Below are 8,138 nucleotides of genomic sequence, written 5' to 3'. Positions count from 1 at the left end.
ACGGGGGCAGGGGCAGGGGCAGGGGGAAGTGGGGGCTCCCCTGGCGCGGAGGGCGGGACGCCGCCTGCCGTGGTGGACACAGTGGCGCCAGCCGCGCGCTTTGTCACAGCGCCCCCGGCCCTCTTGAAGTACCAGGCCCTGGTAATCGGATTTAGCGAGCCCATGGACACCGCGAGTCTGGTGCTCAGTGGCGACCTCGCCACCGCTGGCTCTCCAAGCTGGACTACCAGCGCCGACACCCTCACCCTGTCTCCGGGTCCCGGCGGTTGGCCCCGGGGGGCTGGTCAGGTAATCGGCTTGGCGGCGCGCGATCGGGCCGGCAATGCGCTCGCCCCCCTCTCCGAGCGGTTTCTGGTGCCGCTGGAGTTCATCAATCACCAGCCTGCGGTGGCAGTCATCGGCCAGCCGGATTTCATCTCCAACGGCGCGAACCAGCCGGTTTCGTCAGGCCGCCCTACGTCTGGCAACCTCAATAATCCGGTTGGCAATCCCTGGCTCTCGCCCGAGGGGCGCCTCGTCGTCCCCGATACCGGGAATCACCGCCTGATGGTGTTCGATGCCATTGCGCAGGCCAATGGCGCGACCGCGTCAGCGGTCATCGGGCAGCCGGACTTTTTCAGCAACGCCAGGGTGGTCGACGCCGCCCACCGAATCAGCCCGCGCGGCATTGCGGCTGGGGCGGGCCGATTCGTGGTCAGCGAGTTCGAAGCGGATCGGGTGGCCATTTATGACCGCTCCCCTGTGGAGTCCCCAGCCGTTCTTCCCACTGTGGTGCTGGGGGCTTCCGACTTCACCGAGCTGAGCGTCAGCGTGGGCTGTAACGTCTTCCCCTGGCGGTTGATGCGGCCTACGGGTGTCTCGGTGACGCCTGACGGCAAATTGCTGGTGTCCGACAGCGGCCACAACCGGGTTCTCATCTGGAACCAGATGCCGACTGTTTCGAACCAGGCGCCCGACGTGGTCTTAGGGCAGTCCGGCCTCACTTCATGCATTGCCAATGCACCTGCATCCTCGGGGGGGACCCCCGGGCTCAGCAACCGCTCCCTGTCCGCCCCGGTGGGCCTATGGACGGACGGTACGCGCCTGGTGGTGGTAGATGCAGGGAACCAGCGCGCCTTGGTCTGGACTTCGTTTCCGAGCAGCAACTTCCAGCCGGCCGATCTCGTCCTCGGGCAGCCCGATTTCAGCACCAGCGGGGCGATCGATCCGAGGGACGCCATAGTCAGTTCCGGAAATGCCGGTGGCAGCTTCTTGGGCGAGGTCACTTCCAACGGCGAGCAATTGGCCATCGCCGATCCCTACGGAAGTCGGGTCGTACTTTGGAACCGTTTTCCCACTCGGAATTTCCAGCCTGCCGACCGGGTGCTCGGACGGGCCCCGACCACGCCCACCAACACGCAAGTCACCCAGGATGGGACGTTTCTCCCGATGGGGCTTTTCATGGCCCGCGACTATTTGATGGTCGTGAACGGGAACCGGGTTTCCGTCTTCAAGTCGAACTGAAATTGCACTGGCCCCTATAGTTTTGTTGTCCCGAGGAGCGTTGCAGCGCACCATGTGCGAGGCTCGGGCTTCAATCCGCAACGACGCGCACCCACTGCGTCCGTGTGCTGAGCCCCTAACCCCGGTGCTTCCCAGGCTGCAGTGGATTTCTGGTCCACCCACCTGATCTTGGAGCACGCATGAACGCCATTCTCAAAGCGGTCGCTGCCGCCGACTGCGCCAGCCACTGGCATGACCCGGCCGCCGCCACGCTCGCCCGCATCGACGCTGTGGTCAAGAGCCGCGAAGCGTCGCGCAAAAGCTCCTAGAACACCGTCGCGACGGGTTCAGCCACGCCCTGGCGTGATCGAGACCCACCGAGGTGGATCACCACCACGGTGCTGGCCTCGGTCGCGCCGCACCAGAATGGGCCTTTTTCTGATCACTTGGTCAAGAAAAAAAGGGGTTAACTTCAAGGATTTACATTGAGAAATTTCGGCAATGGCAGCCTTTAAGGGTTTCCGATATTGATCGACTGGTCAAGTTCCATAGATTGAGGGGTGTCAATGCCTATCGATCCCGTCCATGCCCAAAATGCATAGTCGTTTCTGGAGCGACCACACCAGCGAGTCCTTTGCTGCGCTGCCGCGCGAGCGATTGATCGCGGTGTTGCCAGTGGGTGCCGTCGAGCAGCACGGGCCGCATATGCCCATGTCCACCGATCACGCGACGATCGACGCCGTGGTCTCGGCCACCGTGCCGCGCCTGCCTGATGAGCTTCCGGTGCTGTTCCTGCCGACCCTGCCCTATGGCAAGAGCAACGAGCATTCGCGCTATCCGGGCACGCTCACGCTCTCCGCCCGCACGCTGATCGACACGTGGATGGACATCTGCGACAGCGTGGCCCGCAGCGGCGTGCGCAAGCTCGTCCTGTTCAACAGCCATGGTGGGCAGATGTCAGTGATGGATATCGTCGTGCGGGACCTGCGCGAGCGCCACGGCATGCTCGCTGTTGGCGCGCACTGGTTCACGCTGGGATTGCCCCCAGGCATGTTTACCCCGAGGGAGATGGCTCATGGCATTCACGCCGGCGACCTCGAAACGTCCGTCATGCTGGCTGTGGCGCCGGGCAACGTGCGAATGGACCGTGCTCAGGACTTCGAGTCCCTGACCGAAACCCTGGCCCGCGAGAACCAGTTCCTGTCGATCGGCCCGTCCGGTAAGTTTGGCTGGCAGACGCAGGACCTCAATCCGCAGGGGGCCTGTGGGGACGCCAGCCGCGCGACGGCGGACAAGGGCCGCGCCGTGATCGACCATGTGGCAGGGCGCTTCGTCGATTTGCTTCAGGAGGTGGACCGCTTTGACCTCGCCCGCCTTGCCAACCCGCCTGCCTGGAGCTGAACCATGAGCGCATCCGCCCCCCTGGTCAGCCTGCGCAGCGTCAGCAAGCGCTTCCCCAATGGCACCTTGGCGCTGCAGGACATGACCCTGGACGTGGGCGACCACGAGTTCATCAGCTTTCTCGGTCCTTCGGGCTGCGGCAAGAGCACGGCGCTGCGCCTGATGGCCGGCCTCACGCGCAACACCGGCGGCGAGTTGGTCTGGCACCAGGCGCCGACCCCCGCAGGGGGTGAGCGTCGCGACCTCGGGTTCGTATTCCAGGAGCCGACGCTGATGCCTTGGGCCACGGTGTTCGACAACGTGTTCCTGCCGATGCGCCTGGCGGGCATGTCACGCGGCGAGGCCGACGCCAAGGTCCGCCATGCGCTGGAGATGGTGGGCCTGAGCCGCTTTGCCAGCGTCTACCCGCGCGAGTTGTCCGGCGGCATGAAGATGCGCGTGTCGATCGCCCGGACGCTGGTGACGCAGCCGCGCCTCCTCCTGATGGACGAGCCCTTTGCAGCGCTTGACGAGATGACGCGCAGCAAACTGAACAACGACCTGCTGGCCATCTGGAAGGAACACCGCTTCACGATCATCTTCGTCACCCACAGCGTGTACGAGTCGGTCTACCTGTCCGACCGCATCGTGGTCATGGCCCCGCGCCCGGGCCGGGTGGTCGACCAGATCCACATCGACGAGCCGTACCCCAGAAACGCGGGCGACTTCCATGTCTCCGAGCGCTACAACGCCCACGTGGTGCGGGTGCAGAAGGCCTTGCACGCCACCCTCGACGGTTTGGCGATCGACCACTGAACCCTACCGGATCACCCATGAACCCCTCGACCGCATCGCCGCTGCCAGCCGTCCAGGCCTCCAACCCGGCCGAGCAGATCGCGCGCGCCGGCCGCCGCGAGGCTGGGCTGCGCGTGATCCTTCCGCTGGCCCTCATCGCCTTACTGCTCGTCGCCTGGGAGGCGATCGTGCGGATCAACCAGATCCCGCACTACATCCTGCCGGCGCCGACGCTCGTGCTGCGCACGCTGTTCGAGCAGTGGCACAGCCTGGCGCCATCGCTCTGGTTCACCGTCAAGCTGACGCTGATGGCCCTCGCCGCGGCTGTGGTTGGCGGGGTGCTGCTCGCCATGGCCTTCGCACTCTCCAAGTGGGTGGAGATCGGCCTGTTCCCCTTGGCGGTGGTCATGCAGGTCACCCCGATCGTGGCGATCGCGCCCCTGATCCTGATTTATGTGGACAACACGATGGCGGCGCTGCTGATCTGCGCCTGGATCGTGGCTTTCTTTCCCATCCTGTCCAATACGGTGATTGGTCTCAAGAGCGCGGACAGTAACCTGCGCGACCTGTTCGGCCTTTATCGCGCGAGCCCATGGCAGCTGTTTCGTTTCCTGCTAGTGCCCAGTGCTTTGCCTTACTTCCTGGGCGGCCTGAAGATCGCGGGCGGGCTCGCCCTGATTGGCGCGGTGGTGGCCGAGTTCACCGCCGGGTCTGCGGGCCGCAACACGGGCCTGGCCTCGCGCATCCTCGAGTCGATGTTCCGCACCGAAATCCCCATGATGTTTGCGGCGCTACTGCTGGTGTCGCTGCTGGGGATCGTGATTTTCGTGGCGTTCGCCGCGCTGGCGAAGCTGATGATTGGTCACTGGCATGAGAGCGAGATGCGTCGGGAGTCATGAGGCTCGCTCCAGACTTCCTCGCCGCTACGGGCTCGCCGCCTGCGCGTCCCTGGCTGCGTGGTGCCCGGATACCGCCGACGCTTTGCGAGCCGCTGGCGGCGAGCGAGGCCGCCTTGCCTGACTTTCGCGAGTTCGACGGCCTGCGCCGCTGCCCCGCCGAAGAAAGGAGCCCGGCATGAACAATCCCCTGGCGCTCGAGATCCCGGCCCCGCCCTCACATGTGGCCGAGGACCACGGCGTTGCCTCCGAAGTCGACTGGCCTGCCGTGGCGGGTGAGTTGGCAGGACTGAACCTCGTGACAGTGCCTCGCCAACGAAAGAGTCTGTCCCGGGACTTTTTCTGGTACAGCCCCATCCTCGAGGAGGAGCTGCGCGGGTGCGTGGCCGACCTCGTGGTCAAGTGCAGCACCGAAGAAGACGTCCTGCGCGTGGCGGCCGTGGCCGCGCGGCACCGGCTGCCCTTGACTGTGCGCGGCGGAGGTACCGGTAACTACGGCCAATGCGTCCCCCTGGTCGGCGGCCTGGTGCTCGACGTGACGGAGATGATGCGCATCCTCGAGGTCGCGCCCGGCCGGGTAAGGGCGCAATGCGGGGCACGCATGAGCAACATCGAGCAGGCGGCGCGGGAGACTGGCCAGGCCCTTCGGATGTGGCCCAGCACCTGGCGTGTAGCCACAATCGCCGGCTTCATCGCTGGCGGTTTCGGCGGCGTCGGCTCTATCCGCCATGGTGTTCTACGCGACAGCGGTAACCTGCTTCGGTGCCGCATCGTCTCGGTGGAGGCACAGCCGCGAGTGATCGAGCTCGCGGGGGACGAGATCCAGCAGGTGCACCACGCCTACGGCACCAACGGCATCATCACTGAGGTCGAAGTGGCGCTCAGTCCGGCGGTCGACTGGATCCATGTGATCGCGCTGTTTCCCACCTACCGGCAGGTGATGGACGCCGCGATCGCCGCCAGCCGACCGGACATAGAGCTCTTCCTGCTGTCGGCGGTGGACGCAGGCTTTTCGCCCTACTACCCGGTACTGGGGCAGCACTTTCCGGCGGACCGTCACGCGTTGTTCGTCATGGTGGCGCCCGACTCGCTGGACGCCTTGCGCGCGCTGGTGCAGGCGCAAGGCGGCGAGGTGTCGCTGGCGATGACCGAGCCCGAGCTCGAAGCCAGGGGTCTGCCACCAGCCTATGAGTGCGCCTACAACCACACCACTCTGCAGGTGCTCAAGGTCGATCGCGGGTGGACCTATCTGCAGGTGGCCTACCCGCAGCCCTTCGACCCGGCGATCATTGACCGCCATATCGAGCGCTTTGGTGGCGACGTGCTGCAGCACCAGGAATTCGCCCGTATGCATGGTGAGTACGCGACCTTCGCCCTCCTCTTGGTTCGCTGGAAGGGTACCGCGCACCAGTACGAGATCATTCGCAGCATCGAGTCCGATGGCTGCGTCATCTTCAACCCGCATGTCGTGACCATCGAGGACGGCGGCATGAAGACGATCGACACCGCACAGATCGACTTCAAGAAGCGGGCTGACCCGCTGGGGTTAATGAACCCCGGCAAGACACGCGGATGGTCGCCAGGCATGGCGCTCCACCCGCTCCCCTGATCCCCTGTAACCCACCGGAGAAAACGCGATGTCCCAGTCTGCTTCCCTGTCCCGGCGTTCCGTACTCGGCGCCGCCCTGGCCGCAACAACGGCCCTGCCCACCTTCGCGCAGTCGCCTGCGCTTGAGAAAGTGGTGTTCGGAACCAACTGGCGCGCGCAGGCGGGCCACGGCGGCTTCTACCAGGCCGTGGCCGACGGCACGTACCGCCGGCTTGGACTGGACGTCGAGATCCAGCAGGGCGGACCACAGGTGAACAACCGGCCCATGCTGCCGGTCGGACGCCTGGACTTCCTCATGACCGGCAACCTGCTGCTCACGTTCGACCAGATCAAGAACGGCGTACCCATCACTGTCATCGGCGCGATCTTCCAGAAAGATCCGCAGGCCATCATCGCCCACCCGGGGCAGGGCTACGATAAGTGGGATGCCGTCAAGAAGGCACCAGCGGTGCTGGTCTCCAAGGACGGCCAGTTCAGCTTCTGGCAGTGGATGAAAGCCGACCATGGTTTTCGCGACGAGCAGCTCAAGCCCTACACCTTCAACCTGGGCCCCTTCCTGACGGACAAGCGCGTCGTCCAACAGGCCTACTCGATCAGCGAGCCGATCAACGTGCGCCGCCAGGCCGGCTTCGATCCGGTGGTCCACCTGCTGGCCGACCACGGCTTCAACACCTACTCGACGACCATCGAGACCCGCACGCAACTCGTGCGCGAAAAGCCCGACCTGGTTCGCCGCTTCATGGAGGGCACCATCGCCGGCTGGTACAACTATATGTACGGTGACCGCGCTGCCGCGAACGCCTTAATTCGCAGGGACAATCCCGACATGACCGAGGAGTACATCGAGGCCTCTGTCAAGCTGATGAAGGACCTGCAGATCGTCGATAGCGGCGACGCACTGACACGCGGTATCGGTGCGATGAGCGAGGAGCGTGTCAAGAGCTTCTACGACAAGATGGTCACCGCCGGGCTGTACAAGCCGGGCGAAGTCGACCTCTCCAAGGTGGCCACAACCCAGTTCGTGAACAAGGGCTTTGGGCTGGACATCAAGCGCCGCCTCGGCGGCCGCTGAGCGCATGCGTATCCTGGCGGTCTATTGCCATCCGCTGGCCGGCAGCTACTGTGCGGCGCTACGCGACCGCGCCCTGCAGGCCCTGCGCGATGGCGGCCACGAGGTCGAACTCCTGGACCTCTACGCCGAGGGATTCGATCCGGTCCTCAGTCCGCAGGAGCGCAGCACTTACCTTGCCGATACGGCAGCCAACCTCACCGCCGTTCAGCGGCATGTTGACCTCCTGCGCTGGGCCGAGGGGCTGCTTTTCGTCTTCCCGACCTGGTTCTACGGCCCGCCCGCGATGCTCAAGGGGTGGCTCGAACGCACCTGGCTTCCAGGCGTGGCTTTCCGGGTGCCCGCCCGCAAGGGCGAGCGCGCTGGAGCAGCGGGCTTGCAGAACATCCGGTGGCTGGGCTGCATCACGACCTCCGGCGCTCCTTGGTGGTGGCTGGTCATGATGGGCGACCCAGGCCGCCGCCTTTTCATGCGCGGACTGCGGGCGCTTTTCGCGCGACGCTGCCGTACGCTCTGGCTGCAGCTTTTCAACATGAACAACGCGACCGAGGATGAACGCCTGCGATTTCTCGATCGGGTCGGTCACCGCCTATCCCTCGTCCGTTAGGGATGTTCGAAGGAATTCCCCTCGGAGTGCACCGCATGAAAACCGTCGGCCAGTCCCTCGCCGAGTATGCCGCCGCCTGTCGGGGGAGTGCTCTCGTCCACTTCTCCGGGGAGAATGCGGTCGAGCCGGGCAGCAGTGCGGTCGTCGATCGCGTCGACCAAGTGCTGCCCGATGGACGCGCCCTGCTGGGCGATACGGGCGAGCTCCCGGTGGACACCTTCCAGGCCCCGGTGCGCGCACAAAGCGGGTTCGTCCTGGATTGCTTCCGCCAACCACACCTCCCCCTGAAAGGCCGATGAT

10 protein-coding genes and 1 riboswitch are annotated in these 8,138 nt (G+C 65.2%); of the genes, 9 read left to right on the top strand and 1 reads right to left on the bottom strand.

Going from position 1 to position 8,138, the window contains the following annotated elements; all coding sequences use genetic code 11:
• The 9 genes from QE494_RS09815 to QE494_RS09775 all read left to right on the top strand — a co-directional run.
• The coding region (locus tag QE494_RS09815) for a hypothetical protein (RefSeq protein ID WP_300042842.1) at positions 1 to 1,503 on the top strand (1,503 nt) is incomplete at its 5' end.
• Positions 1,504 to 1,529: 26 nt separating this feature from the next.
• Positions 1,530 to 1,599, top strand: a riboswitch (S-adenosyl-L-homocysteine riboswitch).
• An 83-nt stretch (positions 1,600 to 1,682) separates the two neighbouring features.
• Positions 1,683 to 1,811 (top strand): hypothetical protein, encoded by a 129-nt coding sequence (locus tag QE494_RS09810; RefSeq protein ID WP_300042840.1) that lies wholly within the window; start codon positions 1,683 to 1,685, stop codon positions 1,809 to 1,811.
• A gap of 256 nt (positions 1,812 to 2,067) precedes the next feature.
• Positions 2,068 to 2,883 carry a creatininase family protein gene (locus QE494_RS09805; protein ID WP_300042838.1) on the top strand — a complete coding sequence of 272 codons (816 nt, stop codon included), beginning with the start codon at positions 2,068 to 2,070 and terminating at the stop codon, positions 2,881 to 2,883.
• 3 nt (positions 2,884 to 2,886) lie between these two features.
• Positions 2,887 to 3,678, top strand: a complete 792-nt coding sequence (locus QE494_RS09800) for an ABC transporter ATP-binding protein (protein ID WP_300042836.1) — start codon at positions 2,887 to 2,889, stop codon at positions 3,676 to 3,678.
• A gap of 17 nt (positions 3,679 to 3,695) precedes the next feature.
• A complete protein-coding gene (locus QE494_RS09795; RefSeq protein ID WP_300042834.1) occupies positions 3,696 to 4,556 on the top strand; it encodes an ABC transporter permease in 861 nt (286 codons plus the stop codon).
• Positions 4,553 to 4,735, top strand: a complete 183-nt coding sequence (locus tag QE494_RS09790; RefSeq protein ID WP_300042833.1) for a hypothetical protein — start codon at positions 4,553 to 4,555, stop codon at positions 4,733 to 4,735. Before QE494_RS09795 ends, QE494_RS09790 begins: the two co-directional genes overlap by 4 nt.
• Positions 4,732 to 6,162 carry an FAD-binding oxidoreductase gene (locus QE494_RS09785; RefSeq protein WP_300042831.1) on the top strand — a complete coding sequence of 477 codons (1,431 nt, stop codon included), beginning with the start codon at positions 4,732 to 4,734 and terminating at the stop codon, positions 6,160 to 6,162. Before QE494_RS09790 ends, QE494_RS09785 begins: the two co-directional genes overlap by 4 nt.
• Positions 6,163 to 6,190: 28 nt before the next feature.
• A complete protein-coding gene (locus QE494_RS09780; RefSeq protein WP_300042830.1) occupies positions 6,191 to 7,234 on the top strand; it encodes an ABC transporter substrate-binding protein in 1,044 nt (347 codons plus the stop codon).
• Positions 7,235 to 7,238: 4 nt separating this feature from the next.
• Positions 7,239 to 7,838, top strand: coding sequence for an NAD(P)H-dependent oxidoreductase (locus tag QE494_RS09775; RefSeq protein WP_300042828.1), 600 nt, complete (start codon positions 7,239 to 7,241; stop codon positions 7,836 to 7,838).
• Here the strand turns inward: QE494_RS09775 and QE494_RS09770 are convergent.
• Positions 7,835 to 8,110, bottom strand: coding sequence for a hypothetical protein (locus QE494_RS09770; protein WP_300042827.1), 276 nt, complete (start codon positions 8,108 to 8,110; stop codon positions 7,835 to 7,837). The two genes, QE494_RS09775 and QE494_RS09770, sit on opposite strands and share 4 nt — an antisense overlap.
• Positions 8,111 to 8,138 lie beyond the last annotated feature (28 nt).

Origin of the sequence: Ramlibacter sp. (assembly GCF_029866045.1) — a bacterium.
Classification (GTDB): Bacteria; Pseudomonadota; Gammaproteobacteria; order Burkholderiales; family Burkholderiaceae_C; genus Ramlibacter.
Note: the sequence above shows the minus strand (reverse complement) of the source record. Positions and strands in the feature narration are given on the sequence as shown.

What these genes read in the sequence shown, in the direction of transcription:
- QE494_RS09810 (WP_300042840.1), top strand. Translation starts at nt 1,683, where the DNA reads ATGAACGCCATTCTCAAAGCGGTCGCTGCCGCCGACTGCGCCAGCCAC.
- QE494_RS09805 (WP_300042838.1), top strand. Translation starts at nt 2,068, where the DNA reads ATGCCCAAAATGCATAGTCGTTTCTGGAGCGACCACACCAGCGAGTCC.
- QE494_RS09800 (WP_300042836.1), top strand. Translation starts at nt 2,887, where the DNA reads ATGAGCGCATCCGCCCCCCTGGTCAGCCTGCGCAGCGTCAGCAAGCGC.
- QE494_RS09795 (WP_300042834.1), top strand. Translation starts at nt 3,696, where the DNA reads ATGAACCCCTCGACCGCATCGCCGCTGCCAGCCGTCCAGGCCTCCAAC.
- QE494_RS09790 (WP_300042833.1), top strand. Translation starts at nt 4,553, where the DNA reads ATGAGGCTCGCTCCAGACTTCCTCGCCGCTACGGGCTCGCCGCCTGCG.
- QE494_RS09785 (WP_300042831.1), top strand. Translation starts at nt 4,732, where the DNA reads ATGAACAATCCCCTGGCGCTCGAGATCCCGGCCCCGCCCTCACATGTG.
- QE494_RS09780 (WP_300042830.1), top strand. Translation starts at nt 6,191, where the DNA reads ATGTCCCAGTCTGCTTCCCTGTCCCGGCGTTCCGTACTCGGCGCCGCC.
- QE494_RS09775 (WP_300042828.1), top strand. Translation starts at nt 7,239, where the DNA reads ATGCGTATCCTGGCGGTCTATTGCCATCCGCTGGCCGGCAGCTACTGT.